30 protein-coding genes are annotated in these 26,346 nt (G+C 70.9%); 10 read left to right on the forward strand and 20 right to left on the reverse strand.

Features of this window, described 5'->3' with window-relative positions; genetic code table 11:
* Positions 1–10: 10 nt before the first annotated feature.
* The 19 genes from ACWGSM_RS07200 to ACWGSM_RS07290 all read right to left on the reverse strand — a co-directional run bounded on the left by ACWGSM_RS07200 (position 11) and on the right by ACWGSM_RS07290 (position 17,220).
* A complete protein-coding gene (locus tag ACWGSM_RS07200) occupies positions 11–628 on the reverse strand; it encodes a response regulator (protein ID WP_452322241.1) in 618 nt (205 codons plus the stop codon).
* Complete coding sequence (locus tag ACWGSM_RS07205) at positions 625–1,971, reverse strand: sensor histidine kinase (protein WP_452322242.1); 1,347 nt, start codon at positions 1,969–1,971, stop codon at positions 625–627. Before ACWGSM_RS07205 ends, ACWGSM_RS07200 begins: the two co-directional genes overlap by 4 nt.
* A gap of 10 nt (positions 1,972–1,981) precedes the next feature.
* On the reverse strand, positions 1,982–4,096 hold the full coding sequence (locus tag ACWGSM_RS07210) for an MMPL family transporter (protein WP_452322243.1): 2,115 nt from the start codon (positions 4,094–4,096) through the stop codon (positions 1,982–1,984).
* Positions 4,097–4,284: 188 nt separating this feature from the next.
* Entirely contained in the window at positions 4,285–5,442 is a 1,158-nt protein-coding gene (locus ACWGSM_RS07215; RefSeq protein ID WP_452322244.1) for a flagellar hook protein FlgE, read from the reverse strand.
* A 10-nt stretch (positions 5,443–5,452) separates the two neighbouring features.
* Positions 5,453–5,878: a flagellar hook assembly protein FlgD gene (locus ACWGSM_RS07220; RefSeq protein WP_452322245.1), complete on the reverse strand. Its 426-nt coding sequence runs from the start codon at positions 5,876–5,878 to the stop codon at positions 5,453–5,455.
* Between the two features lie 15 nt (positions 5,879–5,893).
* Positions 5,894–7,297, reverse strand: coding sequence for a flagellar hook-length control protein FliK (locus ACWGSM_RS07225; RefSeq protein WP_452322246.1), 1,404 nt, complete (start codon positions 7,295–7,297; stop codon positions 5,894–5,896).
* Positions 7,294–7,716 (reverse strand): hypothetical protein, encoded by a 423-nt coding sequence (locus ACWGSM_RS07230; protein ID WP_452322247.1) that lies wholly within the window; start codon positions 7,714–7,716, stop codon positions 7,294–7,296. Before ACWGSM_RS07230 ends, ACWGSM_RS07225 begins: the two co-directional genes overlap by 4 nt.
* Entirely contained in the window at positions 7,716–9,008 is a 1,293-nt protein-coding gene (locus ACWGSM_RS07235; RefSeq protein ID WP_452322248.1) for a FliI/YscN family ATPase, read from the reverse strand. The genes ACWGSM_RS07230 and ACWGSM_RS07235 overlap by 1 nt, the downstream gene beginning before the upstream one ends.
* Positions 9,005–9,610, reverse strand: a complete 606-nt coding sequence (locus tag ACWGSM_RS07240) for a FliH/SctL family protein (protein ID WP_452322249.1) — start codon at positions 9,608–9,610, stop codon at positions 9,005–9,007. Before ACWGSM_RS07240 ends, ACWGSM_RS07235 begins: the two co-directional genes overlap by 4 nt.
* Positions 9,600–10,598: a flagellar motor switch protein FliG gene (fliG, locus tag ACWGSM_RS07245; RefSeq protein ID WP_452322250.1), complete on the reverse strand. Its 999-nt coding sequence runs from the start codon at positions 10,596–10,598 to the stop codon at positions 9,600–9,602. The genes ACWGSM_RS07240 and fliG overlap by 11 nt, the downstream gene beginning before the upstream one ends.
* Positions 10,595–12,229: a flagellar basal-body MS-ring/collar protein FliF gene (fliF, locus tag ACWGSM_RS07250; protein ID WP_452322251.1), complete on the reverse strand. Its 1,635-nt coding sequence runs from the start codon at positions 12,227–12,229 to the stop codon at positions 10,595–10,597. Before fliF ends, fliG begins: the two co-directional genes overlap by 4 nt.
* Complete coding sequence (gene fliE, locus ACWGSM_RS07255; protein ID WP_452322252.1) at positions 12,229–12,531, reverse strand: flagellar hook-basal body complex protein FliE; 303 nt, start codon at positions 12,529–12,531, stop codon at positions 12,229–12,231. Before fliE ends, fliF begins: the two co-directional genes overlap by 1 nt.
* Positions 12,531–12,923: a flagellar basal body rod protein FlgC gene (locus tag ACWGSM_RS07260; RefSeq protein ID WP_452322253.1), complete on the reverse strand. Its 393-nt coding sequence runs from the start codon at positions 12,921–12,923 to the stop codon at positions 12,531–12,533. The genes fliE and ACWGSM_RS07260 overlap by 1 nt, the downstream gene beginning before the upstream one ends.
* Positions 12,920–13,261 carry a flagellar basal body rod protein FlgB gene (gene flgB, locus ACWGSM_RS07265; RefSeq protein WP_452322254.1) on the reverse strand — a complete coding sequence of 114 codons (342 nt, stop codon included), beginning with the start codon at positions 13,259–13,261 and terminating at the stop codon, positions 12,920–12,922. The genes ACWGSM_RS07260 and flgB overlap by 4 nt, the downstream gene beginning before the upstream one ends.
* Positions 13,262–13,369: 108 nt before the next feature.
* Complete coding sequence (locus tag ACWGSM_RS07270) at positions 13,370–13,636, reverse strand: hypothetical protein (RefSeq protein ID WP_452322255.1); 267 nt, start codon at positions 13,634–13,636, stop codon at positions 13,370–13,372.
* Positions 13,633–14,037: a flagellar export chaperone FliS gene (gene fliS, locus ACWGSM_RS07275; RefSeq protein ID WP_452322256.1), complete on the reverse strand. Its 405-nt coding sequence runs from the start codon at positions 14,035–14,037 to the stop codon at positions 13,633–13,635. The genes ACWGSM_RS07270 and fliS overlap by 4 nt, the downstream gene beginning before the upstream one ends.
* A 2-nt stretch (positions 14,038–14,039) precedes the next feature.
* Positions 14,040–15,422, reverse strand: a complete 1,383-nt coding sequence (gene fliD / locus ACWGSM_RS07280) for a flagellar filament capping protein FliD (RefSeq protein ID WP_452322257.1) — start codon at positions 15,420–15,422, stop codon at positions 14,040–14,042.
* A gap of 69 nt (positions 15,423–15,491) precedes the next feature.
* Positions 15,492–16,325, reverse strand: a complete 834-nt coding sequence (locus ACWGSM_RS07285) for a flagellin N-terminal helical domain-containing protein (RefSeq protein ID WP_452322258.1) — start codon at positions 16,323–16,325, stop codon at positions 15,492–15,494.
* An 88-nt stretch (positions 16,326–16,413) separates the two neighbouring features.
* Positions 16,414–17,220, reverse strand: a complete 807-nt coding sequence (locus tag ACWGSM_RS07290) for a sigma-70 family RNA polymerase sigma factor (RefSeq protein WP_452322259.1) — start codon at positions 17,218–17,220, stop codon at positions 16,414–16,416.
* A 192-nt stretch (positions 17,221–17,412) separates the two neighbouring features.
* Here ACWGSM_RS07290 and flgN point away from each other — a divergent pair, with 192 nt between their 5' ends.
* The 9 genes from flgN to ACWGSM_RS07335 are packed head-to-tail and all read left to right on the forward strand — an operon-like array spanning position 17,413 to position 24,453.
* Positions 17,413–17,895, forward strand: a complete 483-nt coding sequence (gene flgN / locus ACWGSM_RS07295; protein ID WP_452322260.1) for a flagellar export chaperone FlgN — start codon at positions 17,413–17,415, stop codon at positions 17,893–17,895.
* A gap of 5 nt (positions 17,896–17,900) precedes the next feature.
* Positions 17,901–19,310 carry a flagellar hook-associated protein FlgK gene (gene flgK, locus ACWGSM_RS07300; RefSeq protein WP_452322261.1) on the forward strand — a complete coding sequence of 470 codons (1,410 nt, stop codon included), beginning with the start codon at positions 17,901–17,903 and terminating at the stop codon, positions 19,308–19,310.
* A gap of 10 nt (positions 19,311–19,320) precedes the next feature.
* Positions 19,321–20,202: a flagellar hook-associated protein FlgL gene (flgL, locus tag ACWGSM_RS07305; RefSeq protein WP_452322262.1), complete on the forward strand. Its 882-nt coding sequence runs from the start codon at positions 19,321–19,323 to the stop codon at positions 20,200–20,202.
* Positions 20,199–20,570 carry a flagellar assembly protein FliW gene (locus tag ACWGSM_RS07310; RefSeq protein WP_452322263.1) on the forward strand — a complete coding sequence of 124 codons (372 nt, stop codon included), beginning with the start codon at positions 20,199–20,201 and terminating at the stop codon, positions 20,568–20,570. Before flgL ends, ACWGSM_RS07310 begins: the two co-directional genes overlap by 4 nt.
* Before the next feature lie 28 nt (positions 20,571–20,598).
* Complete coding sequence (tsaB, locus tag ACWGSM_RS07315; protein ID WP_452322264.1) at positions 20,599–21,186, forward strand: tRNA (adenosine(37)-N6)-threonylcarbamoyltransferase complex dimerization subunit type 1 TsaB; 588 nt, start codon at positions 20,599–20,601, stop codon at positions 21,184–21,186.
* Positions 21,183–21,785, forward strand: coding sequence for a ribosomal protein S18-alanine N-acetyltransferase (gene rimI, locus ACWGSM_RS07320; protein ID WP_452322265.1), 603 nt, complete (start codon positions 21,183–21,185; stop codon positions 21,783–21,785). The genes tsaB and rimI overlap by 4 nt, the downstream gene beginning before the upstream one ends.
* Positions 21,782–22,849, forward strand: a complete 1,068-nt coding sequence (gene tsaD / locus ACWGSM_RS07325) for a tRNA (adenosine(37)-N6)-threonylcarbamoyltransferase complex transferase subunit TsaD (protein ID WP_452322266.1) — start codon at positions 21,782–21,784, stop codon at positions 22,847–22,849. Before rimI ends, tsaD begins: the two co-directional genes overlap by 4 nt.
* Positions 22,846–23,286, forward strand: coding sequence for a hypothetical protein (locus tag ACWGSM_RS07330; RefSeq protein ID WP_452322267.1), 441 nt, complete (start codon positions 22,846–22,848; stop codon positions 23,284–23,286). The genes tsaD and ACWGSM_RS07330 overlap by 4 nt, the downstream gene beginning before the upstream one ends.
* A 3-nt stretch (positions 23,287–23,289) precedes the next feature.
* Positions 23,290–24,453, forward strand: a complete 1,164-nt coding sequence (locus ACWGSM_RS07335) for a hypothetical protein (RefSeq protein WP_452322268.1) — start codon at positions 23,290–23,292, stop codon at positions 24,451–24,453.
* Here ACWGSM_RS07335 and ACWGSM_RS07340 read toward each other — a convergent pair whose 3' ends face one another.
* Positions 24,454–25,635, reverse strand: coding sequence for a THUMP-like domain-containing protein (locus ACWGSM_RS07340; RefSeq protein WP_452322269.1), 1,182 nt, complete (start codon positions 25,633–25,635; stop codon positions 24,454–24,456).
* A gap of 234 nt (positions 25,636–25,869) precedes the next feature.
* Here ACWGSM_RS07340 and groES point away from each other — a divergent pair, with 234 nt between their 5' ends.
* Entirely contained in the window at positions 25,870–26,166 is a 297-nt protein-coding gene (groES, locus tag ACWGSM_RS07345) for a co-chaperone GroES (RefSeq protein WP_099196502.1), read from the forward strand.
* The last annotated feature ends 180 nt before the right edge of the window (positions 26,167–26,346 follow it).

Below are 26,346 nucleotides of genomic sequence, written 5' to 3' on the forward strand. Positions count from 1 at the left end.
GACGGGCGGGTCAGAGCAGACCCACCTGCTGGGCGACGTGGATCGCGCGGGAGCGGCTGTCGACGTCGAGTTTGGTGAAGATGTGGGCGATGTGGCTCTTCACGGTCGCCTCGGTCACGAAGAGCGCCTTGGCGATCTCGCGGTTCGCGGCTCCGGTGGCCAGCAGGCGCAGCACCTCGACCTCACGGTCGGTGAGCTTGGGCAGCGGGTTGCGCATGCCCTTCAGCACCCGCGCGGCGAGTTCGGGGGAGAGGATGGTCTCGCCCGCGTGCGCACGGTGGATGCCGTCGATGATCACCTCGGGAGCGACATCCTTGAGCAGGTAGCCGGCGGCGCCCGCCTCGATCGCGCCGAGGATCTCGGCGTCACGGTCGAAGGTCGTGAGGATCAGCACCGCAGGGGCCGGATCGAGCGCACGCAGCGCGGCCGTGGTGCGGATGCCGTCGATGCCGACTCCGAGGCGCAGATCGCACAGCACCACGTCGGGGCGCAGGTGACCGGCCAGAGCGATGGCCTCTTCGCCGGTCGCCGCCTCGCCGATCACGCGGACGGTGTCGGTGTCGAGCACGCTGCGCAGGCCGGTGCGGACGACCGGGTGGTCGTCGACGAGGAGGACGGTGGTGGTCACGGAGTCTCCTTCGTCGTGGGCTGAGCGGATGCCGGCGGCGTGGGCTGAGTGGATGCCGGCGATGCGACGGATCCCGGCGATGCGACGGATGCCGGCAGCGCCTGCTCGGGATGGATCGGCACGGACACCGAGATGGCGGTGCCCTCGCCGGGTGCGCTCTCGAGGTCGAGGCCGCCGCCGAGCTCGCGCAGCCGAGCGCGGATGAAGCGCAGACCGTAGCTCGGGGAGCCCGACTCGACGTCGCGCTCCCATCGGGCGAGATCGAACCCCACGCCGTCGTCGATGATGTCGAGTCGTACCGATCCGTCGTCGTCGATCAGGCTGACCACGACCCGGGATGCCTGTGCGTGCAGCCGCACGTTGGCCAGCGCCGACTGCGCGGTTCGCAGCAGCGCGACCTCGACGGGCGTCGGCAGTGTGGGCAGCGAGTCGTCGACGTGCAGCTCGGTGCGCAGCCCTGCCTCCTTCTGGGTGCGCTCCAGCATCCGCTCCAGCGCGTCGGCGAGCCCGCTCTGGTCGAGCTCGGCCGGAGCGAGGGCGGCGACGATGCGCCGCACGTCGGCCAGGCTGTCACCCGCGAGGCCCTCCAGCTGGGTGAGCGTGCGCGCGGCCTCTGCGTCGGTGCTGCGCGCTGCGCCGGCGTGCGCGAGCAGCCGGATCGATGAGAGCCCCTGCGCGACGGTGTCGTGGATGTCGCGCGAGATGCGGGTGCGCTCGGCGACCGCGCCGGCCTCGCGCTGGGCGAGGGCGAGCTCGTCCTGCAGGCCGGCCATCTCGTGCTGCGCGCGGGTCAGCGAGTCGAGCAGTCGCTCTCGCTCGGCGGCATCGCGCAGCAGCTGCACGTATCCCCGCGAGATGCCGAAGGCGAAGATCCCGCCGATGAGCGGCCCGAAGATGTTGGCGTAGGTGGTGACCCCGTGGTGCACGATCGGCCCGACGACGACGACGGCGAACACCACACCCGAGAAGACGAGGCCCCACCGCAGCGGCAGCAGGTGGCCGGCGAGCAGCCACAGCAGGAAGGCCACCCAGACGAACTCGGGCGACACGGCGACCGCGGCGATCCACACCCCGGCGAAGCCCACGAGCCACCAGGCCGCGGCGCTGAGCGCCCGTGACCGCAGCGGCAGCAGCGCTCCGGCCGTGTGCCAGGCGACGATCGCCACGCCGGCGATGATCGCCGCAGCGATCGGCGTGCCCGCGGTGACGGCGCGGATCACGCCGATCGCGGCGAGCCCGGTGGCGATGACGTGCTGGCCGATCTCCATCGTCCGCACCGTCGGGGCGGCGGATTCCGGACCCCTCCGGTCGTGCCGGCCGTCACGGTGGGCACGACCGGTCATCCTGGGCTCGTCACCGGGTGACAGAGGCATGCTCACGAGGCTCATGGCTTGATTCTTCCTCCGAACCTCTCGCGGGCGAAGAGCCTGGGCGGCTCGGCCACCAGATCCGGTCGCCGGCGAGGGCGAAGATCGCGGGCACGATCACGGTGCGCACGACCAGCGTGTCGACGATCACCCCGACCCCGACGATCAGTCCGAGCTGTCCGAGAGTGACCAGGGGCAGCACACCCAGCGCGGCGAAGACGGCTGCCAGCACGATGCCGGCGCTGGTGATCACGCCACCGGTGTGGGTGACCGCCTCGACGATGCCGCCGCGCGTACCGTGCTTGGCCGCCTCACCGCGGGCGCGGTGCACGAGGAAGATCGTGTAGTCGACGCCCAGGGCGACGAGGAACAGGAACGCGAGCAGCGGCACCTGCAGGTCGAGGGCGTGCTGGCCGAGCAGCACCCGGCTCAGCCAGGCACCCGCACCGATCGCGGCGACCGCGCTGGCGAGGTTCACCAGAAGCAGCAGCACCGGCGCCACGAGCGAGCGCAGCAGCACGAGCAGCACGAGGAAGGTGACGGCGAGCACGAGCGGTGCGATCAGCAGCAGGTCCTGCTGGTTGCCGGTGCGTGCGTCGAAGTCGGTGGCCACCGCGCCGCCCACCAGGGTATCCGCGTCGGGGACGGCGTGCACGGCGTCGCGCAGCTCGGCGATCTGATCGAGGCTCTGGGCCGTGCTGGGGGCGTACTCGCTCGTGACCATCAGCTTGGTCAGCGAGCCGTCGGTGCTCTCGCCGATCGGATGCGCGCGCACCACGCCCTCGACGTCCTCGATCGCGGCGAGCACGTCGTCGGCGTGGTCGCTGTCGGTGACGATGAGGATCGGCTGCGCCTCGCCGGCGGGGAAGTGCTGCGAGAGCACCTCCAGGCCGGTGGCAGACTCGGACTGCACACGGAACTTCTCGATCTGGTCGAGTCCGACCGAGGTGCCCACGAGGCCGGTCGCCATGACGGCCAGCAGCGCCACGCCGCCGATGAGGCTCAGGACGGGTCGGCGCACGACCTTGGTGGCGAGGCCTCGCCAGGCGCGACCCGGGGCGCGGGTCTGACCGGGGCGCGGTACGAACGGCCAGAAGATGCCACGGCCGCACACCGCCAGCAGCGGCGGCAGCAGGAACAGCACGGCGGTCAGAGCGATCACCAGGCCGATCGCGCTGGAGACGCCCAGCCCGTGCGTGCCGGGGATGACGGCCAGCACGAGGGTGAGCAGCGCGAGCACGACGGTGACGTTCGACGCGAGGATGGCGGGCGCCGTGCGACGCCAGGCGATGCTCAGCGCGCGACGGTGGTCGTCGGTCTCGAGCAGCTCCTCGCGGTAGCGCGAGATGAGCAGCAGGGCGTAGTTCGTGCCGGCGCCGAACACCAGCACGCTGATGATGCCGGCATCGAACTGCAGGTTCCAGGCGGCACCCGCGGCGGCGGCCATCCGGCCGGCGAGACCGTCGGCGAGGGCGACGACGACCAGCGGGATCAGCCAGAGCACCGGGGAGCGGTAGGTGATGACCAGCAGCACGGCGACGATGAGGATCGTCACGAGCAGCAGGGTGAAGTCCGCGCCCTCGAACGCCGATGCGACGTCGGCGCCGAACGCCGGTCCGCCGGTGACGTGCGAGGTGAGGCCGTTGATCGGGTTGTCGGCCAGATCCGCGCGAATGTCGCCGATCACCTCGGCCGTGGCGGTGTTCGTCTCGCCGATGGTGATCGGGGCGACCAGCAGCGCGGCTTCGCCGTCTTCGCTCACGAGGGGGCCGGTGGCATCGGCATCCGTGTGCTCGTCGAGAACGGGCAGCAGATCCTTCAGACCGGCGAGGTCGGCATCCGTGAGAGCCGCCCCGTCGTCCCGCGTGGTGACGACGAGCACCGACTGGCGGTCCGCGTTCGGGAACTCGTCCAGCAGCGCGCTGGCGCGCCCGGATTCCGAGGTGGGCGGGGCCGCGGTGTTGCCTTCGGGCGCTTTGGCTGAGCCGAACGCGCCGAACAGCATCACCATCACGAGCAGGACGAGACCGAGCGAGACCCACGCGCCTCGGCGCGAGGTCAGCCGGTCGGCGAAGGAGGGGCGAACCGCAGAATCAGGCATGCTTCCACTTCACCAGCGCCGCGCGCGCGGCACATCGCGAGCAAGGGTGAAGTCCGTCTCAGCCGAAAGGATGAGACGCGCCGGCAGAACACACGTCGGCTGGTCCCGAATGGTCGCCTCGCGCGTGGCGAGGCAGCCATTCGGGCCCAGCCGACGGAAAGAAGGCCGGATGCCGGATGCCGCCGGGGTCAGCGCTTCAGGTTGGTGAGCTCCTGCAGCACCTCGTCGCTCGTGGTGATGATGCGGGCGTTCGCCTGGAATCCGCGCTGGGCCACGATGAGGTTCGTGAACTCCTGCGACAGGTCGACGTTCGACATCTCCAGGGCGCCGCTGATGATGCCGCCCATGCCGTCCTGGCCGGCCTGCCCCACGGTCGCCTGGCCGGAGTTCGCGGTGGGGCGGAACTGCGATGACCCGGTCTTCTCCAGGCCGCCGGGGTTGGTGAAGCCGGCGAGGGCGACACGGGCCAGCACCCGCGATTCGCCGTTGCTGAACGTGCCCATCAGGCTGCCGTCCTCGGTGAGCGCGTACGACGAGAGCGTGCCGGCGGGGCGTCCGTTCTGCTCGGTGATGGCGACGGTGCTCACGTTGCTGAAGCCGGTGAGCTTCGTCAGGTCGACGGTGACACCGCCCGAGACGATCTCGTCGGGGCCGGTCAGCTGGCCGTTCGCGAGCGTCAGAGAGACCGTGCTGCCGCCGGACTCGACATCCCAGCCGCCGGCGGTGCGGGTGAACGTCAGCCGCAGCGTCGTGGCGTTGCCGCCCGTGTCGTAGACCTGGACGTCGCGCACGAGCTGCTCGTTCGTCGCGGTCTCGGCGGGCAGGTTGCCGGTCACCCCGGCGCGGGTCGTGCCGACGGCGGGCACGACCGCGCCGACCGGCAGGGTGATGCTGCCCAGCGCCTGGCCGCCCGTGATCACGCCGTTCTGCGCGGTCCAGCCCTGCACGAGGGCTCCGTCGGCGCTGGTCAGCCGGCCGGCCGCGTCGAACGAGAAGCCTCCGCTGCGGGTGTAGAGCGTCTCGCCTCCGGAGCGCACCATGAAGAAGCCGTCGCCGGCGATCATCAGGTCGGTCGGAACGCCCGTCGGCTGCGGGGCGCCGGACGAGAAGTTGGTGCGGATGCCGGCGAGCTGCACGCCGAGACCGACCTGGGCGGGGTTCGAGCCGCCGGCGTCGGCCCGCGGGCCCATCGAGTTCTGCACGAGCTGCGAGAGCGAGTCCTGGAATTGCACGGCGGACGACTTGAACCCGACCGTGTTGACGTTGGCGATGTTGTTGCCCGTGACGTCGAGCATGGTCTGGTGGGTGCGCAGGCCGGAGATCCCGGAGAAGAGCGAGCGGAGCATGATGAGCCTTTCAGGAGGAGGTGAGAGTCAGGCCGGAGAGGGCGTCGAGCGGGACGTTCTTGTCGCCGATCGTGACGGAGGGGACGGAGCCGGCGAACGACACCGAGGTGACGACGCCGGTGTGCGAGACACCGTCGGCGTCGACGTACTGCGCCTCGCGGCCGATGAGCGCGGCTGCTGTGTGGCGCATGCTCAGCGCGAAGCTCTCGGACGTCATCGACGTGAGCTGCGTGAGCTGCTCCATCGAGGCGAGCTGCGTGGTCTGCGCGATCATCTCGTTGGTGTTCATCGGCGAACTCGGGTCCTGGTTCGACAGCTGGGTGACCAACAGCTTCAGGAACACCTCGGAGTCGAGAGTCTTCTTCTGGGTGACCGGGGGCGTCGTGCTGCCGGTGTGCACGCCGGCAGTGGCCGTGAGGGGTTCGACGGAGGTCATCGTGCTCCTTGTCTGTCAGGCGTACACGTCGATGCGCGAATGCGACGACGAGGGGTCCGTGGGGCCGGTCGGCTGCGTCTGGCCGCCGGATGCCGGACGCGGGCCGTGTCGCGGCTCGGCGGCGCCGGTGTGCGCACGCTGCTGGTCGCCGCGCGCTTGCGCGTCTGCGCGCGCCTGCGCCTCGGCGCGTCCCGTATCCGGACGCGCCTGCGGGTCGGGTGACGACCCGGAGTCGCGCGTCGACACGTCGACGGAGGCCCCTGGTGCGGCGACCGACAGGTCGCGGCGCAGATCGGCGAGGATCACGCGCAGAGCGTCGCGGCCGGCATCCGAGGGGGAATGCAGTTCGAGACGGATGCTGCTGCCGACGATGTGCGCGCGGACGGTGACCGGTCCGAGGTTCTCGGGCGAGACGGTCAGGGTGATGCTGTGCTGCCCCTGCGGCGACCGCGCCAGAGCGATCACCGGCCCGCTGAGCTGCGGCAGCAGGGCGGGGCGCGCTGAGCCCGAGGCCGGGGTCGCCTCTGCGGCCGTCGGGGCGGGGACAGGAGTGGATGGCGCGGTCGCCGCTGACGGGGCCGCGGCGCTCTCGGCGACAGTCGGGGCGCCGGTCGCGGCGTGGACTGCGCCGCTGCCCTGCCGGGTGAGCGCTGCGCCATGAGGTGCCGAGAGTGCAGCAGTCGATGGGTCGTGCACGTCGGATGACGAGGCGCCGACGGTGGTCGCGGCGAGTTGGGCGCCCTGAGCGCGCGGCGTCGCGATCCCGGTGATCGCGTCGGTGCCCCCACCGTGATCCGTCTCGCCCTGACCCGCCTCGCTCTGACCCGCCTGCTGTGGCATCGTGCCACCGTCGGCTGCGGAGGATCCTCGAATGGGCATGCGGCCCGCCCCGAGGGCCGCCGCCGTGCCGGCGCTCGCCTCGCCGTCTGCGGCGACGGCGCTCTGAACCGCGTCGCCGGGCGCCTGGCTAAGCGCGGCCACGGCGATCGCCGCGTCTGCGCGGCCGTGCTGCGCACTGCTCGAGGCCGAGGCCGCAGCATTGGGCGCCGCCTGAGCGGATGCCGGCACGCTCAGCACGCCGTCCTCGACGGCGGGTGTCTCCTGAGCCGCCGTGTCGCCGACGCCGAGCGGGTAATCGGCCGGCGCGTCCGCGGGCGCGATGCCGATCGGCACGCGCGCCGCGCTGACGTCGGACGAACCGAGCAGAGCGCCGATCGCGATACGGTCCGCGGCCTGGCCGTCTTCTCGGTCGACCTGCGTGTCACTCTGCTGCGAGTTCGACGGCTGCGCGCGCTCGGCACCCGGTGCCTCCGCCTCTCGGACGGCTGCGGCGAAGTCCTCCGCCGACCCGCCGGTCGGGCGAGGCCCGGGGGCGGCGCTGCGGGCGGGGGAGGGGGCGGCCGCGATCGGCAGGCTCATGAGGTCCCCTCGGCTCCGCGACGCAGAGCGATCTCGTCGAGGTCGTGCTGCTCGGCGCGCAGTGCGTCGGCCCGCATCCGCGCCACGTGGGCGGAGGCGAGCCGATCGAGCCCGCGCACCTCGCGGCGCACTTCGCTGTGGGTCGACTGGGCAAGCTCGACGGCCTGCTGCTGCACGTGCGCCAGCGACTCGAGGTCGGCGAGCATGCTGCGACCGGCGACGCGTGCCGCGGCCATCGCGGCCAGAGAGCGCACGTCGACGGCATCCGAGTCGGTCGCGGCCAGCGCGGCGCGCAGGTGACGCTCGCGCGTGCGGGTCTGGTTCTCTTCGATGACGGCGCGAGACAGCTCCTGCGCGGCCGCGCGCTCCTGGATCGACCGCACGCGCAGCAGCCCGGCGAGGGAGAACGAGCGGGCCATCACGCACCTCCGAGATCTGCGACGAGTCGCTCGAGCCGCTGCCATGCCTCGGCCGACGTGGTGATCTCATCGAGCGGCTGGGTCAGGAAAGCCGCGATCTCGCGCTCGTGGGCAATCGCCGCATCGACCTTCGAGTTGGCCCCTGCCTGGTAGGCGCCGATGTCGATCAGGTCGTTCGCCGAGCGGCGCGCCGCGAGCACGGCCCGAAGCGTCGTCGTCATGGCGCGGCGATCTGCCGAGGTGATCTTGCCGGCCACGCGCGACACCGACGCCAGCACGTCGATCGCGGGATGGTGCCCCGAGAGCGCGAGGGCACGGTCGAGCACGACGTGCCCGTCGAGGATCGAGCGCACAGCGTCGGCGATCGGCTCGTTGTGGTCGTCGCCGTCGACCAGCACCGTGTAGATGCCGGTGACCGAGCCGCCCCGGTCGGTGCCGGCCCGCTCGAGCAGACCGGCGAGGATCGAGAAGGTCGACGGCGGGTAGCCGCGGGTCGCGGGTGGCTCGCCGGCCGACAGGCCGATCTCGCGCTGCGCCATCGCGACGCGGGTCAGCGAATCCATCATGAGGATCGCGTGGGCGCCCTCGTCGCGGAAGCCCTCGGCGATGCGCGTCGCCGTGTACGCCGCACGGATGCGGGTCATCGCCGGCTGGTCCGAGGTCGACACGACGACGACCGCGCGCGCCAGGCCCTCCGGGCCGAGATCGTCTTCGAGGAACTCGCGCACCTCGCGACCGCGCTCGCCGACCAGGGCGATCACCGTGGCATCCGCCTCGGTGCCGCGGGCGATCATCGACAGCAGCGACGACTTGCCCACGCCAGACCCGGCGAACAGGCCCACGCGCTGGCCGCGGCCGACGGCGATCATGGTGTCGAGCACGCGCACGCCGAGCGGTAGCTGGCTCACGATCCGGTCGCGTCCGAGGATCGACGGCGCCGCGTGATCGAGGTCGACCATGGGCGCGGAGAGCGGTCCCTTGCCGTCGATCGGACGGCCCAGGCCATCGAGCACCCGCCCCAGCAGAGCCGGTCCGATCGGCACGCGCAGGCGGCCGCCGCGGCTGCGCACGGGCATGCCGAGGGTCAGTCCCGATGTCGATGCGAGCGGCATGCAGCTCAGGCCGTCGGGTCCGCTGGCGACGACCTCGGCGTCGACGCCGTCTCCGAGATCGACCAGATCGCCCACCGCGCCGTGGATGCCGCGCACCTCCACCCCGAGGCCGCGCACGCGTGTCACCGTGCCGACCCGCTCCGGGCGGGCGGCGTCGAGCACGCCTGCCCAGCCGCTCACGACGACACCTCGTCGAGGGCGCGCCGCGCGCGCTGCAGCGCCGCGCCGATCCGGGCGTCGACCATGCCGTCGTCGAGCATGACCACCGCGTCACCGGCGGTGAGCGTGTCGTCGACGGCGAGGGGGAGGCCGGGTGGCACGGCGGCGTGCTCGCGGAGCAGCCGCTCGTCGGCGGCGCTGAGCCGAACCTCGACCGGCCGATCACCGTCGGAGGCCGACAGCGACCTGCGCAGAGCGCTCAGCGCGGCGAACTCTCGGTCGGCGAGCGCTTCACCCACGATCGTCTCGGCGAGCTCCACCGCGAGTGCCGACATCCTGCGCTCGTCCGTGTGGGCGAGGGCGTCGGCGCGGGCTGACAGCGCGTCGGCCGCGGCTTCGAGAGCGGCGAGGGCGGATGCCAGGGCGCGGGCGGCCTCGGCATCCGCCTGCTCGCGCTCGGCTCGCGCGGCCGCTGCGGCGGAGGCGGCAGCGGCAGAGGCCACCCGGAAGCCCTCGGCGTGCCCGTCGGCGTAGCCGCGCTGCCGGGCCCGGCGGCGCTCGGCGTCGGCGTCGGCGTCACGCAGGCGCGGGAACACCGCCGGGGCGAAGGCGTCAGTAGACATACTCGTCCTCGTCGGTGCGCTGCACCGAGATCTCGCCGGCGGCCTCCATGCCGCGCAGCATGTGCACGATCTCGGCGCGTGCCTCTTCGATCTGCGAGATGCGCACCGGTCCGAGGCTGCGGCTCTCGAAGTCGAGGTTCTCGCGGTTGCGCTCCGACACGTTGCGGCGGATCACCTCGGCGATGCCCTCGTTGGCGCCCTTCAGCGCCAGTGCCAGCGTGCGGATGTCGACTCCGCGCAGCACGCGCTGGGCATCGCGGTCGTCGAGGCGCACGATGTCGGCGAAGGTGAACATGCGCGAGCGGATGTCGTCGGCGAGTGAGCGGTCGCGGTTCTCGATGCTCTCGAGCAGCGCCTTCTCGATCGCCGCATCCGAGCGGTTGATGATCTCGACCAGCGGCTCGACACCGCCGAGCCGCTCGGGGGCGTCGCGGGTCGCGAGCAGACCCGTGCGCGCCTTCAGCGATTCGGCGACGATCGCGATGGCGTCCTGCGTGGCGGTGCCCATCGTCGCGATCGCGTGCGCGACGTCGGTGCGGGCGGCTTCGGGCAGGGCGGCGAGCACCGCGGCCGCGCTGTCGGTGGGCAGGTGGGCGAGCACCAGGGCGACCGTCTGCGCGAGCTCTCCGTCGAGCAGGCCGGCGACCTGTGCGGGGTCGGCCGCAGCGAGGAAGTCGAACGCCGAGTTCGTCGAGCCGACGCGGCCCAGCAGCGCGGCCGCGCGCTCGGAGCCGAACGACGCCTCGAGCAGGCTCGCCGCGATGTCGCGTCCGCCGCGTCCGGGCGGCAGGTGCCCGGCCGCGATCCGCTGGAAGTCGCCGAGCGCCTGGGCGGTGGTCGTCGCGTCGAGGGTCTGCAGGCCGATGATCTCGGCCGTGATCGCCTCGGCCTCGGCCTCGGAGAGATGCTTCATCACCTCGATCGCCGCGGCGCGGTCGATGTTCATCAGCACGACGGCGGCCTTCTGCCGTCCGGTCAGGGTCTTCATACGCCCGCCCGATCCGAGAGCAGCGTGCGCAGCAGCTCGGCGGTGCGCTCGGGGTCGCGCCGGCTGAGCGTCTCGATCTCGCCGCGGCGGCGCTCGAGGCTGACCTGCGCCGGCTCCGCCTCGAACTCGAGCTCGGCCAGCACCTCGGTGGCGGGAAGCGGAGCGGGATCGGGGGCGGCGAGCGGCAGCGGCACGGTCAGCGGCGACTCGAGGGGCGTGGCGCCGGCGTACGCCGCCACAGACGGAGCGCGCTCTCCGAACATCGCGTCGAACTCGTCGGGCTCGCGTGCCTTGCGGCGGGCGCGCACGATCAGGAAGATGACCACGGCCAGCAGCGGTGCCGCGATGGCGACGACTGTCAGCGCCGTGCCGAGCAGGGCCATGCGCTGCTCGTCTTCGGCCGCCTTCTTCGATGCGTCGAGGGCCGCCTGAGCGGCCTTCGCATCCTGCTGGCTGAACGGCACCATCTCGACGGTCAGCTGGTCGCCGCGCGTGCGATCGATGCCGGCCGCGGCCGCGACCAGGTCGCTGAGCTGGCCCGATCCGATCTCGTCGCCCACCCCGGCGTCGACGGCGACCGACACCGACTGGCGGGTGATGGAACCCGCCGGGGTGCTGGTGGTCTGGGTGGCCTTGTTGATGAGGTTGTTGCGGGTCTCCTCGGTCACCTCGTACGTTCCCGAGCCGTTCGACGGCACGGCGATGTTGTCGGGCCCGAGCACGCCGGCGCCACCCTGTCCGCCGCTGCCGGTCTCGGTGCGCGTGTGCTCCGACGACGAGGCGCCGCCCTCGATGGGGGTGTAGGTCTCTTCGAGTCGCTCGTTGACCGACCTGTCGACCTCGGCGACCACGGTGACGGTGGCGTTTCCGGGGCCGACCACCTTGTCGAGCAGCTCCTGCACGCTCTTGGCGACGCGGGTCTCGTAGTCGCCGGCCTGACGATCGACTCCGCCGGTGGCGCCCATGCCCACCGACGACAGGGTGCGTCCGTTCTGGTCGACGACCGCGACGTTCTCGGGCTTCAGGCCGCTCACGGCCGCCGAGGTGAGATGCACGATCGCCTCGATCTGGGTCGCGTTCAGCGCCGAGCGACCGGTCTCGATGAACACCGACGCGGTCGGGTCGACGGTCTGCGAGACGAACACGCTCTCCTCGGGGATGGCGAGGCGCACCGACGCGGCCGAGACGCCCTTGAGCGACGAGATGGTCGCGGCGAGCTCGCCTTCGATGGCGCGCTTGTAGGCCACCGACTGCTGGAACTCGGAGGTGGTCACACCGAGGTCGTCGAGTAGCGAGTAGCCCTCCGAGCTGTCGCTCGGCAATCCGGCCGCCGCGGCGGCCAGTCGCTGGTCGTACACGTCGGCGTCGGGCACGAGCACCGTCGCGCCGCCGTCGGTCAGCTGGTACGAGACGGATGCCGATCGCAGCTGCTCGACGACCGCGTTCGCGTCCGAGGCGCTCAGTCCCGTGAACAGCGGCGACATGGTCGGGCGCGAGGCCCAGCTCAGCAGCGCCGCGATGCCGAGCGCGAGCACCGCGAGGCCGATGATCGCGATGGTGCGCTGCGCCATCGTGAAGCCGGCGATCGCCTGCCGGGCGCGCTGGAAGATGTTCGTGACCGCAGTGGGCATCAGGCCTGCATCCGCATGATCTCGTTGAACGCGTCGACGCCCTTGTTGCGCACGGCGGCGACGAGCTCGAGCGTCACGGCGGCGCGGGTCGACGCGATCATCGCCGAGTGGATGTCGTCGAGGTCACCCGTGACGGCGGCGACCTTCAGAGCGTCGGACTGCGACTGCAGGCCGCGCAGCTCGTCGATGGCGCCGGTGATGCTCGTGGCGAACGATGCGTCGCCCGTGCTGCGGGTCGGCGCGGAGGTCAGTGAGGTGGGCAGCGCGGACGAGAGGGCGTCGATGCTCGAGATGGCGTCCATCAGCTGCGTCCGATCTGCAGTGCTGCCTCATATGCGTTGCGCACGCGGTCGACGGTGCCCGCGCTGGCCTGGTAGCCGCGCTGCGCCATGATCAGCTGGCTCATCTGGTCGCCGAGGTCGATGTCGGGGTAGCGCACGTACCCGTCGGCATCGGCGAGCGGGTGGTCGGGCTGGTGCACGAGTCGCCCTTCGGCGCTGCCGAGCTCGGTTCCCGCCACGTACACACCGGGGGAGTCGGCGCTGTTCTCGACGGCGATGTACCGCTCCTGGAACGCCGGGGCGGCCGGGGTGACGGCGGTGTTGATGTTGGCGATGTTGTCGCTGAGCGCATCGAGCCACTTGCGGTGCGCGGTCAGTCCGGTGCCGGCGATGCCGATCGCGTCGAAGGTCATGACGTCCTCATCGCTGCGCGCACCGACGAGAACGAGCCGTCGATCGCCTGCGTGGCGAACTGGTACCGCAGCATCGTGTCGATGCTCGAGAGCGTCTCGGTGTCGAGGTTGACGTTGTTGCCGTTCAGGCGGGTCGGCTCGAGCGACTCGCCGACGGTGGCGGATGCCCGGCCGTGGCCGGCTCTGACGGCATCGGACAGGGCGTCCTCGAACTGCACGCGCTTGGCGTGGTAGTCGGGCGTGTTGATGTTGGCGATGTTGTCGGCGATCGCGCGCTGGCGCAGCGACAGGCCGTCGAGCGCGCTCGAGAGCGCGGACATGGTCACAGAATCGAACACGAACCGGCTTCCATCCGTCAGTGGGTGAGGCCTATCCGTGGCCGATTCCAGCGAGCGATCCCTGCTCGTCAGGCTCTATCGACCGATCGCGCGGATGCGTTAGGCGACTCAGCCGACGACGTCGAGATATGCCGAGGCGTCGGCCGCGGCATCCGGAACCCGACGCAGCGTCACGAGCTGGTCGGCGATCGCGTCCTGATGCCGGCGGATCTCGGCGATCCGCTCCTGCTGATGCAGCAGCAGCGCGCAGGCGCGATCGGCGAACTCAGCCGGCATCGGCGTCGTGGGCGGATGCCACGGTTCTGTCACATGCATGTCGTCGTCGAGCTCGCGTTCGAGACGGTCGAGCTCATCGGCCCATTCCGCGACGCTCATGCTCGGGCGGCGGCCGTCTGCTCGGCCGGCGTCATCGACTCGGCGGCGCTGTGCCAAGCGTCGCGCAGGGGGGCGACCAGCTCGGCGCAGGTGCGGGTGCGTTCGGGGTCGCGCCCGATGTTCGCGCCGATCAGGGTCTGCGTGAGGAAGGTGTACACCCCGCGCAGTCCGGCGCTGCCGTCCCACGTGTCGGTGAGCGAGGAGGTCAGCTCGGCGACGATCGACTGCGCGTGCTGCAGCTGGGCGTTCGCCTCGGCCCAGTCGCCCGCCCGCTGCGCGGCTTCGCCGCGCTCGATGTCGAGCAGCAGGCGGTCGTAGAGCATGGTGAGCAGACGCTCGGGGCCGGCCGAGAGGATGGCGAGCTCGCGGTACTGCTGCTGCGCCTTGAGGGCTGCATTCATGTTCACGATCCGTTCTGCTGCGGCGTCAGCGCCGACAGCTGCGAGGTCAGATACGACGACTGTGACTGCATGCGCGCGAGCTGCACCTCGAGTTGCGCGTAGGTGCGCTCGAGTGTGGCCTTGCGCTGCGCGAGACGCACGTCCCAGCGCTCGACCTGCTCGCCGAGCGAGTCGACCTCGTTCTGCTGGCCGGTGATGCGGGCGGTGAGCAGCCCGTCGTACTTGTCGGAGTAGCTCTTCGCGACGTCCTGCACGCGGGTGGCGACGCCCGAGAAGACGGCACTGACCTGCTCGGGGTTCTCGGCGAGAGCCTTCGTGAACCGCTCCTGGTCGAACGACAGCACGCCGTATCGGTCGATCGAGATGCCCATGCTCGAGGGCGAGATGCCGCCGACCGGGTACTGCACGGCATCCGCCAGCCCGCGCCGCAGGGCGCGCACGGTGCTGTCGCCGGTGAAGACGCCGAGGGTCGTCGTCTCACCCGAGCCGGACGGCACCGTCGCGGTCGATCCCTTGTCGATGCCGCTGAGGATCTTCGCGATCTGCGCGATGAACGCCTCGTGAGCCTTCGCCTGTGCGGCGCTGTCGGTCGCGACGGTGATCGTGACCGGTTCGGTCGACGCGGCGGTGACCGTCACGTCGACGCCGGGGAGGAGCCCTGTGAAGGTGCCGTTCGCCGAGGTGACGATCTGCTCGGCTGCGCTGCCGGCCCACAGTCGCACCTGCGCGTCGGCTCCGGTCGAGACCTTCGCGGCGCTCGGGTCGGCCAGGATGTCGGTCGCGGTTCCCGCCTCGACGGAGGCGATGTCGCCGCGCAGCACGGCGAACGATCCCGCCGCTCCCGGATCTGCGGCGTTCAGCTGCAGGCGGTACAGGGGAGTGCCGTCGGCGTTCGATCCGGCGCTCACGGCGGTCGCCTTCACGCCGAAGCCGGCCTGAGTGATCGCCTTCGCGACATCCTGCATCGATGTCGACGCTGCGGTGACCTCGACGCGCTCACCCTTCGAGTTCTGCAGCGTGAGGACGGGCGGCTCATCCGGCCACGCGGCGAGCGGTGCCGACACGATCGAGTGCCGCTGGGCGACGCGGTCGACGACGATGTCGGTGGCGCCGGGGGTGGCGTCGGCACCCGCGGTGACGGTCACGGCGCTCGACGAGGACGTGGCGGTGAAGGCGGTCATGGCGCCGGGAACGCTCGCGCTCTTCGCCTTCGTGGCGAGGTCCTGCAACGAGGCGTTGAGTGACTGCAGGTTCGAGATCACGACGCCCTTGTCTGCGATCTTCGACTTCAGCAGGGTCTTCGGGATGGAGTGCACATCCATCATGGCTTTGATGAGGTCTGTCGTGTTCAGGCCTGAGACCAGACCGTCGAGCGAGAGTGCCATGCCAGCCTTTCAGAGCGGGTGACCCCGGGTGAGCGTTCGGGTCGCTCACCCGGGGACGGTCGATCAGGATCAGCGCAGCAGCTGCAGCACGCCCTGGGTCGACTGGTTGGCCTGAGCCAGCATGGCGGTTCCGGCCTGCGACAGGATGTTCTTCGCCGTGAACTTGACCATCTCCGAAGCCATGTCCGTCTCGCGGATGCGGCTCTGAGCAGCGCCGAGGTTCTCTGCCGAGACCTTGAGGCTGTTGATGGTCGACTCGAAACGGTTCTGCACCGCACCGAGGCCGGCGCGAGCCGTCGAGATGTTGGCGATCTGAGTGTCGATGGCGACGACCGACGCAGCTGCGTTGGTCGCACTGTCAAACGTCAGAGCGCCGACGGCCGTGGCCACAGTGCCCACGTTCGCGCCTGCGAGGCTGACCGCGATCTGATCGTTCGCAGCGACCCCGCCAGCACCGACGTGGAAAGTCAGCGAAGCGTTGGAGCCGTCGAGGAGAGTGATGCCGTTGAAGTTCGTCGACGTCGAGACGCGGGTCAGCTCTGCGGTCAGCTGGTCGACCTCGGTCTTGATCGCCGAACGGGACTGCGCGTTGTTCGAGTCGTTTCCGGCCTGCACCGCGAGGTCGCGCACGCGCTGCAGGATGGAGTGGACCTCGGTCAGGGCGCCTTCCGCGGTCTGGATGACCGAGATGCCGTCCTGGGCGTTGCGGGCCGCGACGTTCATGCCGTTGACCTGTGAGCGCAGGCCCTCGGAGATCGCCAGGCCCGCGGCGTCGTCGGCAGCGCGGTTGATGCGCAGGCCGCTCGAGAGCTTCTCGAGCGACTTCGACAGGTCGTTCTGCGTCGACGACAGGTTGCGGTAGGCGTTGAGCGCCGACACGTTGGTGTTGATCTGCATACCCATGTTGTGTTCCTCCGTGATGGGATCCGTACGGAGCCCGTCCGTGGGCTCCACCCACACCTATCGGCGGATGAACACGAGTCGTTAGCCGTCAGGTCGCGACGGGTTCCGGCGCGGCGAGAGCGCGGGCGATGCGCGCCCCGCCGGTCTCCGCGATCCTGGCGAAGAAGCCCTCGCGCACCGATGCCGAGACGCGCGAGGTCGTCGGCGCCTCCTGCCCGTCGCGGTAGTACCGCTCCAGGGCATCCCGCAGCAGACGGATCGCTTCGGCGCGCTGCTGTGACACGGCGGAGTGCGAGACGCCGAGCTCTTCGGCGATCTCCTTCACGGGACGCTCGTCGATATACACGGCGTGCACGATCATGCGCATCCGCTCGGGCAGCGCCGCGATGGCGTGCTCGAGCACCGCACGGCGCTCCGCGACCACGGCCGACTCCTCGGGCAGGGGGGTGACCGAGGCCAGATCCGATTCGTAGACCTCGTCGAGCGTCGTCACGGTACGCGCGGCGTCGGCGAGGGCGCCGGTCACCTCGTCGTGCGAGACGCCCATGGTGGTCGCGATCTCGGAAACAGACGCCTGACGGCCGAGGGCCGCCGACAGCGTCTCCTGCACCGCGGTGGTCTCTTTGATGCGCCGACGGATGCCGCGGGTCGCCCAGTCCATCGAGCGCATCTCGTCGGCGAAGGCCCCGAGGATGCGCCGGCGGGCGTAGGCTCCGAACGGCACACCCAGCGAAGGGTCGAACGCATCGGCCGCGGTCACCAGCGCGAGGGCGCCGGCCGACGCCAACTCCTCGCGCGGTACGTGCGTCGCACGCGCGTGCGTCTCCGAGGCGAGGTATCCCACCAGTGGCAGGTTCTCTTCGATCAGGCGATTGCGCTCGTCAATCGTCGGCATGGCAAGGTCCTCCGTACGAATACCGGAGCAGGAAGCTGCTCCCGTATGGCCGGGTCCCCCCCCTACCATGAGATGAATGATATCCAGATGGGGAGAAATCCCCATAGTGCGATTGATAACGATCCGAGCAGTGCGGCCGATAGCTAACCACGATCGGTCGTCCGGCCTGTCGTTCACTGGGGAAGAGGGCCAATGGGAGCCAACGAGTTGTCGATGCAGCTGTGGCGCGAGCGCGAACTGCTCGAGCTGCTGCTGTTCAAGCTCGAAGAGCAGGAGCTGCTGCTCGCCGCCGGCCGCTCACGGTGGATGCACCTTGCGACCCGTGAAATCGAGCAGGTACTCGAGGGGCTCCGCTCGGCGAGCATCGCCCGCGTGGTCGAGGCGGAGGCGCTCGCCGCAGAGTGGCACGCGCCGGAAGGCGCCGGCATCCGGCAGCTCATCGACAGTGCGCCGGTGGGGGCCTGGCGCGACGTGCTCACCGAGCACCTGAGCGCGCTGATCAGACTGACCGATGAGATCGGCAGGCTGCGCGACGCGAACTCCGAGCAGCTGCGCGCGGTCATGCGCGCCACGCAGGAGACGATCGCCGGCCTCGGCGACGACACCGGCGAGTACACCACCCACGGTGAGCGCGCGCGAGAGAACTCGGCGCGCATCATCGACACGGAGATGTGAGGAACATGTCGACTTTCAGTGGGCTGGGCACCGCAGCCAGCGCTCTCGCCGCCGCCCGCCGCGGGATGGACGTGGTCGGGCAGAACATCGCCAACCAGGCGACCGACGGCTACACCCGCCAGCGGGTCAGCGCGTCGGCGATCGCGGCAGTGGCGCAGTCGGGCAGATTCAGCATGGGCGCCCTTCCCGGCCATGGCGTCTCCGTCGACGGGATCGCGCGCCTCGGCGATGCGCTTCTCGACGCCCGCGTCCGCGACACGGCATCCGCGGCAGGATTCTGGTCGGCCCGCGCGCTCGCCGCGACCACCGCCGAGACCGCACTCGCCGAGCCGAGCGCGCACGGTCTCTCCGCGCGCCTGACCCAGTTCTGGAACTCATGGCAGGATCTCGGCAACACCCCCGATCAGGGTGCGGCCGCGGCGACCGTGCTGCAGTCGGCGGCTGAGCTGACGACTCAGATCGCCGGAGGGTACCGCGCGGTGGCGACCCAGTGGAGCGATGGCCGTCAGGCCGCCGAGCGCTCGGTGGCGCAGATCAACACCGCTGCCTCGCAGATCGCCCAGCTGAACACCGCGATCCGCGACGCGCTGAGCGCCGGCCGCTCGGCGAACGAGCTCATCGACCAGCGGGATGCCCTCGTGCAGACCACGGCTCGGCTGACCGGCGCCAGGGGCACGCTCGAAGCCGACGGCACGATGACCGTGCGCATCGACGGCAACGCCCTCGTCTCGGGAGGGGATGCCCGGTCGCTGAGGCTCACCGGCGCCACCGCCATCGACCAGCCCGGGGCGCTGTCGGTGTCGTGGAGCGGTGCCGACGGCTTCGCCGTGTCGATCGAGGGCGGTGAGCTGGGCGGGCTGCTGAGTGTGCTCGCACCCGCGAAGGACGGAGGCACCCTCGCCGGCCTCGCGGAGTCGTACAACCGGTTGGCCACCGCCCTGGCCACGGGCGTCAACGATCAGCACCGGCTCGGCGTGACCGCCGGCGGACAGAACGGCGGTGACTTCTTCGCCCTGTCGGCGACGGAACCTGCCGCGCTCGGGCTCACCGTGGCGGTGCAGCAGGCATCCGACCTCGCCGTCGCGAAGCCGGGCGGCGGTCCGCTCGACGCAGGCAACGCCGACGCGATCTCCCAGCTCGGCCGCAAACCCGGCGCGCCCGACTCGATCTGGGGCGATGTCGTGGCCGGCTTCGCGGTGGCCACGGCGGGCGACATCCAGCGGGCGAAGCTCTCGGACGTCGCATCGGTCACAGCGATCGGAGCCCAGCGGTCGGTGGCAGGCGTCGACGGCGACGAGGAGACCATCAGCCTGCTGACCTACCAGACGGCCTATCAGGCTGCGGCGCGGGTGCTCACCGCGGTCGACGAATCGCTCGACGTGCTCATCAACCGCACCGGCCTCGTGGGCCGCTAGGAGGACGACCATGATCTCTCGCGTGACCGCGTCATCCATGACGCAGACGGCCATGCGCCAGCTGCAGGCGAACCTGTCGGAGCTCTCGCGTCTGCAGGAGCAGGCGAACTCGCAGAAGGCCTTCCTCGCGCCCTCCGACGATCCGAACGCGGCGGCCACCACGCTGCGCCTGCATGCCGAGCAGAGTCGCACCGAACAGCACGCCCGCAACATCGACGACGGGATCTCCTGGCTCGCCACCGCCGACTCGGCGATCAGCGCCAGCACCGCGCTGCTCGCCCGCGCCCGCAACCTCACCGTGCAGGGCGCGAACGACGGGGCGCTGGACGCGACGGCGAAGGAGGCCATTGCGGTCGAGCTCGAGGGCATCCGCGATGAGCTGCTCGCGCGGGCGAACACCACGGTGCTGGGGCGGTCGGTCTTCGCCGGCACCTCCGACACCGCCGCCTTCGACCCGAACGGCGTGTTCAGCGGACTGCCCGGCGCGGAGGTGGTCCGGCGGGTGTCCGACGAGGCGTCCATCCGCGTAGACAGCGACGGCGCCGCGGTCTACGGCAGCGGAGCGGACTCCGTCTTCGCGCTGATCACGAACATCGTCGCCGATCTGCGTGGCGGACAGAACGTCGGCCCCCGGCTGAACGAGATCGATCAGCGGCGCGATGCGATGCTGAGTGTGCAGGGCTCGGTCGGTGCCCGGCAGTCGCAGATGGAGCGGGCAAAGGAGGCGACAGTGCAGGACTCGGTCTCACTCGAGGCGCGACGAGCGGCGGTCGAAGACGTCGACTCGGTCGAGGTGCTCGTGAAGCTGCAGGCGCAGGAGCTCGTCTACCGTTCGGCGCTCGCCGTCACCGGCCGTGTGCTGCAGCCCTCACTTCTGGAGTTCCTGCGATGACCGCGCTTCTCGATTTCGTCACCCCTCCGCTGGGGCTCGCCCCGCACACCCGCTTCCGACTCGATCCGATCGACGGTGCGGAGGGGCTCTTCTCGCTCGGCGCGATCGACGACGACGCCCTCCGGCTCTACGTGGTCGACCCGCAGACGGTCGTGGCGGACTACGCGCCGATCCTGACGGATGAGCACGTCGACGCCCTCGGCCTGACAGTGCCCGATGACGCGCTGCTGCTCGTCGTCGCGAGCCACACCGCAGACGGCGTGCACGTGAACCTGCTCGCTCCGATCATCGCCAACAAGGCCACCGGCGCGACCGCCCAGGTCATCCTCGAGGGGCAGGACTATCCGCTGCGCGCCCCGCTCAGCTGATCGGCACCGCGCCGACTAATCTGAGAGGGTGATCCTCGCCGTCGACACCTCGCTCGGAACGGCCGTCGCCGTCATCGACGCCGACGGCCGCGTCGTCGCCGAAGCGGGCACCCCCGATCCGCTCGGCCATGCGGAGGTGATCGGCGATCTGCTAGCCCAGGTCGCGCGTCCCGGGATCACGCATGTCGTGGCGGGCATGGGTCCTGGACCGTTCACCGGACTGCGCATCGGGATCGCCGCCGCGCGCGCCTTCGCGCTCGGCCGCGGCATCCCTCTCGTCCCGATCCCCAGCCACTTCGCGATCGCCCTCGACGCGAACGCCGACGGGCCGCTCGAGGTCGTCACCGACGCCCGCCGCCGCGAGATTGCGGTGAGCGTCTTCGACGGGGTGGATGCCGACGGCATCCCGCAGCTCACCCGACCGACCCGCCTCGAGAAGCGCGGCCTCGAGCGCGACGAGCCGGTGCACGAGACGACCGAGCTGTCGGCCGCGGCACTCGCCCGGGTCGGCGCCAGGGCGATCGCCGCGAGCCGTGTTCTAACCGACGCCGAGCCGCTCTACCTCCGCTCGCCCGACGTGGTGCAGCCGGGCGCCCCGAAGCGGGTGAGCTCATGACCCTGCGCGTCGCGACTCTCGACGACCTCGCCGCCATCATGGATCTCGAGCGGCGCGGCTTCCCCACCGACGCGTGGAGCGAGCAGACGATGGGCACCGAGATCTCGAGTCTGCACAACGTCTATCTCGTCGATCTCGAGGACGACCGTGTCGTCGGCTACGGCGGGGTGCGCGCTCTGCAGGGGGCGGCCGACTCCGACATCCAGACCATCGCGCTCGATCCGGCGGTTCGCGGCCGGGGAAGAGGGCGTGCGCTGCTGCGGGCGCTGATCGCGACCGCCGTCGAGCGCGGGGCGCGGGAGCTGTTCCTCGACGTGCGCGACGACAACGACGTCGCGCGAGCGCTGTACTCCTCGGAGGGCTTCGTCGAACTGGGCCGGCGGCCCGGGTACTACCAGCCCGGCGATGTGGATGCGGTGGTGATGCGCCTCGACCTGCGGTCGTGGGCGGAGGCCGCTGCGCGCGAAACGCAGGAGAGGGCCCGAAACGCAGGAGCGGAAGCGGGAGCGGGTCCTGCGATTCGGGCGAAGTCCGGCATTCCGGATGCTGCGAATCCGGATGCTGCGAATCCGGATGCTGCAGAGGAGACCAGCGCATGACCGGCCCCCTGGTGCTCGGGATCGAGACGAGCTGCGACGAGACGGGCATCGGCATCGTGCGCGGCCGGCAGCTGCTGTCGAACACGATCGCCTCGAGCATGGACGAGCACGCCCGCTACGGCGGCGTCGTGCCCGAGGTCGCCGCCCGCGCGCACCTCGAGGCGCTGCAGCCGTCGATCGAGCGCGCGCTGGCCGAGGCCCGGGTGACGCTCGACGAGCTCGACGCGATCGCCGTGACCAGCGGCCCCGGCCTCGCCGGAGCGCTCATGGTCGGCGTCGGCGCGGCGAAGGGCCTCGCCGTCTCGCTGGGCAAGCCGCTGTATGCGGTCAACCACCTCGTGGGGCACATCGCGGCCGACATCCTCACCTCCGACGACCGCGCGACCGCGCCGCTGGAGTATCCGACCATCGCCCTGCTCGTCTCGGGCGGGCACACCTCGCTGCTGCACGTGCGTGATCTGACGACCGACGTCGAACTGCTCGGCGAGACGGTCGACGACGCCGCCGGCGAGGCCTTCGACAAGGTCGCTCGGCTGCTCGGCCTGCCGTATCCGGGCGGGCCGCAGATCGATCGGGCGGCCGCCGACGGCGACCCGATGGCGATCCGCTTCCCGAGGGGGCTGTCGAAGGCATCCGACATGGCGAAGCACCGCTACGACTTCTCGTTCTCGGGTCTGAAGACAGCGGTCGCGCGCTGGGTCGAGCGGGCCGAGGCGGCGGGCGACGAGGTGCCGGTCGCGGACGTCGCCGCGAGTTTCCGCGAGGCGGTCGTCGACGTGCTCGTCACCAAGGCACTCGCCGCCTGCGCAGATCGCGGCGCGCCCCGACTGCTGCTGGGCGGAGGCGTGATCGCCAACCAGCGGCTGCGCGAGGTCGCCCTCGAGCGGGCCGCCGCGGCCGGTGTCGCCGTGCGCATCCCGCCGCTGTCGCTGTGCACCGACAACGGAGCCATGATCGCGGGCCTCGCAGCAGAGCTCATCGCGAACGGCCGCGGGCCGTCGACGCTCGGCTTCGGCGCCGACTCCACGCTGCCGGTGACCGAGATCCAGGTGAGCCCGGCATGAGCGATCCGCGCATCGAGCAGCCCACCCCCGAGGTCGAGAGGCCCGACGCCGGTGCCGCGGTGCCCGGTGCGGCGAACGGGTACGGCACGTTGCCGACCGCGCCGGTGCCCGTCGAGCGCACCGCGGCCGCGCATCCGGATGCCGACGAGCCGCAGACCACCGAGTGGGAGCCGTCGACCGGGGCCACACCCGTCGACGATGCGCGTCTCGCACCCTGGGCGCTGGTGGCGGCGATCGTCGCCCTCGCGACGTCGATGTTCGTGGGCTGGGGCATTCCCGTCGCGATCATCGCGGTGATCGCCGCGATCATGTCGCTGCGTCGTCCGGTCGAGAACCGGTCGCAGGCGATCTGGGCGCTGGTGCTCGGCCTGTGTGCCACGCTCTTCAGTGCGGGGTGGCTGCTGTGGGCGGCGACGCAGCTCGAGAATCTGGGGTGAGGGATGCTGAACCAGGCGGAGAGCTCACGACGACGTGAGTTGCAGCGCCGGGCGTTCGCCGTGGGCGGCGGCGCGAACGACGCGGAGCTCGCCGAGCTTCGGGAGCTGGATGCCCGTGCCGCCGCCGATCCGGTGGTCGCGCCGGCTGCGGTTCCCGCGGCTCGTGATTCGGCCTCTTCGCCGCAGCATCCCGATCACGATCAGCACCTGACAGGGCCGCGCCCCGCGGAGCCGCGCGATCACGATCGGCCCCTGAACGAGCACGGCCTGATCGAGCACGGCCCCATCGAGCACGGCCTGATCGAGCACGGGCTGAACGAGCACGGGCTGCTCGCCTCATCGCAGGACGCGGCCGGCGGGCCCGACGAGCACGAGCCGTCCGCGCCCGCAGGCGGTGCCGCACCGAGGCGCCGGCGGCCGAGCATCCCGCTGCTCGTCCTCTCGACGCTGATCGTGCTTCTGCTCGGCTTCGGTGGCGGCTGGATGCTGCTGAACCGCGACAGCACCCCCACCATGTCGGCGGAGCAGGCGAAGGCGATGGCCGAGATCGAGAAGACCGCACGTTTCGACCCCGGCTCGATGACCTACCTCGGTGAGCAGTACGACGCCTCGCTATGGCGTGCGACCTCGAAGAACGGTGAGGAGATCTGCCTGGCCATTCACGTCATCGACCGGAACGGCCACCAGTGTATGTCGCCGGCCGATGAGGACACGCCGTTCGCCCAGCCGGTGGGCGTCTCGCTGAACCGCTCTGACGGCGACGTGCAGTGGTCGTACTGGGCGACCCTGGTGACCGACATCACCGGGCGCGAGGTGCTGGTCGTCCAGCGGTACGACATGGCGGCCGGCTTCGACTGGGAGGCGCAGTACACGGAGGATGAGCGGCGATACATCCGCGTGCTCGAAGCCGACGGGGTCGATCCGAACACGCTGCAGATCATCGGATACGACGACGACGTGCCGATCTTCCTCTCGCAGGACGGGCACACGTGCATCTACGTCGCCGATCCGGAGACCGATGCCCTCGCGAAGACCTGCGATCCATCCGACGGCGTCTACTCCCTGCAGGTCGACGACGTGAGGTACGAGATGCACGAGTCGAACCCCCGAGGTCCGACGCTGACGATCATCCGCAGTGCGGACAGCACGGGCGAGTCGGGCGGCTGATCAGACCCGGTCGGCGAGGATCGCCACCCGGCCGGATGTCGTCCGGGTGAGGATCAGTGTCCCCGCCTTCGAACCCTTCAGTGCCAGCTTCTTCCGGAACGCGGCGGGATCGATGTCCATGCCGCGCTTCTTGATCTCGAGACGCCCGATGTCGTGCGCGCGCAGCGCCTGGTTGATCGTCTTCACATGCGCGGGCATGGTCTCGCGCACGCGGAACGACTGCACGAACGGGGAGGTCAGCGCCGCGTCGCCGGTGAGGTACGCGATCTGCTCGTCGATCATCCCCGCGTCCAGCATCCGCGCCACCTCGCCGATCAGCCGCGCGCGGATCACCGCGCCGTCCGGCTCGTGCAGATAGGCGCCGAGTGCGCGCACCGGCTCGTCGGCGGCATCGGCGGCCGCCGTGATCTCGTGCGTCTCGCCGGCCTGCATCACCAGGGCAGAGCGCCGGATGCCGTCCCGCGCGAGCTCGCCGCTCCACAGCACGAGCTCGACGACGCTTCCGTCGGCGCTGACCCATTGCGCCTCGACGTCGTCGGGGATCAGGTCGCGGTCGAGACCGGGCCCGAGCTTGATGCCGGTGGGATGCCGCCTCGCGACCTCGACGCACCAGTCGAGTGCGGGTGACCAGTCCGCGGCGGAGGTGCGCGTCGTCTCACTGTGCCCGGCCGTCCGCCGAGCGGGATCCAGCCAGACAGCCCCCTGATCAGGAACGTTGTCCTCGGCGACCCCCTGGCGCACGGTCGCATCGGGGAACGGAGCCAGGTTGTACGCGGCGATGGCCGAGGTCACCTGATCGGCATCCACCGCGTCGACGGCCAGCCCGGCACCGGCGAAGGCGAGGCTGTCGCCGCCGATGCCGCAGCCGAGGTCGGCGACGCGCGTGATCCCGGCGCGCCGAAGCCGCACGGCGTGCATGGTGGCGACGCTCAGGCGGGTGGCCTGCTCGAGGCCTGCCCGGGTGAACAGCATCCGGTCGGCGAACTCACCGAACTTCGCCCGCGCCTTCACCCGCAGGTGGGCCTGGCCGACCACCGCCGAGACGAGATCGGGGGAGTGGCCGGCCGCGCGCAGCCGCGACACGGATCGTGCGACGTCGGCCGATGACTCGACGGCTCCGACCTCGTCGAGCAGCGCGAGACCCTCACGCGTGAGCAGCGCGGTCAGTTCGGACATCTCCACCCGCTCAGCCTACGGCTCGAGCATCCGGTGTCGCGTGTCGCCGGCTGCGCCCATATGGCTGCCTCCCCGCGCGGGTTGCGAACATATGGGCCCAGTGCGCAAGAACGACAGCCGCCGCAGGGGCTGGCACTCGCATTGCATGAGTGCCAGACGTCGGCATAGACTGGAGTTAGCACCCTCACCTCGAGAGTGCTAATGATCTTCTGAACACAGTCACGAAAGAAGAGGTACACCGTGTCGGTTTCCATCAAGCCGCTCGAGGACCGCATCGTCATCCAGCAGGTCGAGGCAGAGCAGACCACCGCAAGCGGTCTGGTCATCCCCGACACCGCCAAGGAGAAGCCCCAGGAGGGCCAGGTCGTGGCAGTGGGCCCCGGCCGCATCGACGACAACGGCAACCGCGTTCCGCTCGACGTCGCCGTGGGTGACCGCGTGCTCTACAGCAAGTACGGCGGCACCGAGGTGAAGTTCGGCGCCGATGAGTACCTCGTGCTCTCGGCTCGCGACGTGCTCGCCGTCGTCGTCCGCTGACGCGGTTCGACACCAGCTCCCAGAGGGTCCGGATGCCATGGCATCCGGACCCTCTGTCGTACCCCCGGCGTCTGCCAACCCCTATCGATCCCCGACCCGGCCCCGCGGATGCCCCCGGCCCGCCCCTACAGCCCTCGGGGCGCCCCCCGATGCCGCGGACGGGCCCGAGTCGCACACTCG

It is taken from the genome of Microbacterium sp. NPDC055521, assembly GCF_053619695.1.

Excerpts from the sequence above, each read along its gene's own strand:
- ACWGSM_RS07215 (WP_452322244.1), bottom strand. The coding sequence starts at position 5,442 with ATGCTCCGCTCGCTCTTCTCCGGGATCTCCGGCCTGCGCACCCACCAG.
- rimI (WP_452322265.1), top strand. The coding sequence starts at position 21,183 with ATGACCCTGCGCGTCGCGACTCTCGACGACCTCGCCGCCATCATGGAT.
- fliF (WP_452322251.1), bottom strand. The coding sequence starts at position 12,229 with ATGCCCACTGCGGTCACGAACATCTTCCAGCGCGCCCGGCAGGCGATC.
- fliS (WP_452322256.1), bottom strand. The coding sequence starts at position 14,037 with ATGAATGCAGCCCTCAAGGCGCAGCAGCAGTACCGCGAGCTCGCCATC.
- fliG (WP_452322250.1), bottom strand. The coding sequence starts at position 10,598 with ATGAAGACCCTGACCGGACGGCAGAAGGCCGCCGTCGTGCTGATGAAC.
- ACWGSM_RS07270 (WP_452322255.1), bottom strand. The coding sequence starts at position 13,636 with ATGAGCGTCGCGGAATGGGCCGATGAGCTCGACCGTCTCGAACGCGAG.
- ACWGSM_RS07225 (WP_452322246.1), bottom strand. The coding sequence starts at position 7,297 with ATGAGCCTGCCGATCGCGGCCGCCCCCTCCCCCGCCCGCAGCGCCGCC.
- fliD (WP_452322257.1), bottom strand. The coding sequence starts at position 15,422 with ATGGCACTCTCGCTCGACGGTCTGGTCTCAGGCCTGAACACGACAGAC.
- ACWGSM_RS07335 (WP_452322268.1), top strand. The coding sequence starts at position 23,290 with ATGCTGAACCAGGCGGAGAGCTCACGACGACGTGAGTTGCAGCGCCGG.
- ACWGSM_RS07240 (WP_452322249.1), bottom strand. The coding sequence starts at position 9,610 with ATGTCTACTGACGCCTTCGCCCCGGCGGTGTTCCCGCGCCTGCGTGAC.
- ACWGSM_RS07220 (WP_452322245.1), bottom strand. The coding sequence starts at position 5,878 with ATGACCTCCGTCGAACCCCTCACGGCCACTGCCGGCGTGCACACCGGC.
- ACWGSM_RS07210 (WP_452322243.1), bottom strand. The coding sequence starts at position 4,096 with ATGCCTGATTCTGCGGTTCGCCCCTCCTTCGCCGACCGGCTGACCTCG.
- ACWGSM_RS07330 (WP_452322267.1), top strand. The coding sequence starts at position 22,846 with ATGAGCGATCCGCGCATCGAGCAGCCCACCCCCGAGGTCGAGAGGCCC.
- flgN (WP_452322260.1), top strand. The coding sequence starts at position 17,413 with ATGGGAGCCAACGAGTTGTCGATGCAGCTGTGGCGCGAGCGCGAACTG.
- tsaD (WP_452322266.1), top strand. The coding sequence starts at position 21,782 with ATGACCGGCCCCCTGGTGCTCGGGATCGAGACGAGCTGCGACGAGACG.
- flgK (WP_452322261.1), top strand. The coding sequence starts at position 17,901 with ATGTCGACTTTCAGTGGGCTGGGCACCGCAGCCAGCGCTCTCGCCGCC.
- flgL (WP_452322262.1), top strand. The coding sequence starts at position 19,321 with ATGATCTCTCGCGTGACCGCGTCATCCATGACGCAGACGGCCATGCGC.
- ACWGSM_RS07205 (WP_452322242.1), bottom strand. The coding sequence starts at position 1,971 with ATGACCGGTCGTGCCCACCGTGACGGCCGGCACGACCGGAGGGGTCCG.
- ACWGSM_RS07230 (WP_452322247.1), bottom strand. The coding sequence starts at position 7,716 with ATGGCCCGCTCGTTCTCCCTCGCCGGGCTGCTGCGCGTGCGGTCGATC.
- ACWGSM_RS07290 (WP_452322259.1), bottom strand. The coding sequence starts at position 17,220 with ATGCCGACGATTGACGAGCGCAATCGCCTGATCGAAGAGAACCTGCCA.
- ACWGSM_RS07260 (WP_452322253.1), bottom strand. The coding sequence starts at position 12,923 with ATGACCTTCGACGCGATCGGCATCGCCGGCACCGGACTGACCGCGCAC.
- ACWGSM_RS07310 (WP_452322263.1), top strand. The coding sequence starts at position 20,199 with ATGACCGCGCTTCTCGATTTCGTCACCCCTCCGCTGGGGCTCGCCCCG.
- fliE (WP_452322252.1), bottom strand. The coding sequence starts at position 12,531 with ATGGACGCCATCTCGAGCATCGACGCCCTCTCGTCCGCGCTGCCCACC.
- ACWGSM_RS07285 (WP_452322258.1), bottom strand. The coding sequence starts at position 16,325 with ATGGGTATGCAGATCAACACCAACGTGTCGGCGCTCAACGCCTACCGC.